Consider the following 385-nt stretch of genomic DNA (forward strand, 5'->3'; position numbering starts at 1 on the left):
GGTTAAAGGGTTTGTTGTGTTACGTGCTACAGGTACAAATGCTAGGAGACTAGAGAACACGTGTCAACTAATCCCATATGATTTGTAGGGCTTTTAAATTGCGCGGATCACGCGATAGCCCAGCATTTCCAGACGTTCCAAACCTGATACCGGATACAGCGAACCCCATGCCCGCGTACGTTCCCCGATGCCGTAGTTTGCGAAACGCGCGCCGATCTTTTGCGCCTTCTTTTCCCATTCTTCGCGGAATGCTCGCGCCGTGTCGTCGTCGTCAGCCATTTGGATACCGCGCGCGTCGTAATCTTTCAGATAACGCGCGTACAGGCGAACGGTGCCGGGCTCGTTGTGTTCGCAATGATCCATCAGGCGCACGCCGTCGATATAG

Annotated in this window: 1 protein-coding gene; it reads right to left on the reverse strand. The window is 53.5% G+C overall.

What is annotated here, in order from left to right; translation table 11 throughout:
- Positions 1–93 precede the first annotated feature (93 nt).
- A partial coding sequence (locus AC1RP1_RS07990; RefSeq protein ID WP_481762718.1) for a hypothetical protein occupies positions 94–385 on the reverse strand: 292 nt, incomplete at its 5' end.

It is taken from the genome of Dellaglioa sp. CoH-56-MRSF-13 (assembly GCF_056782095.1).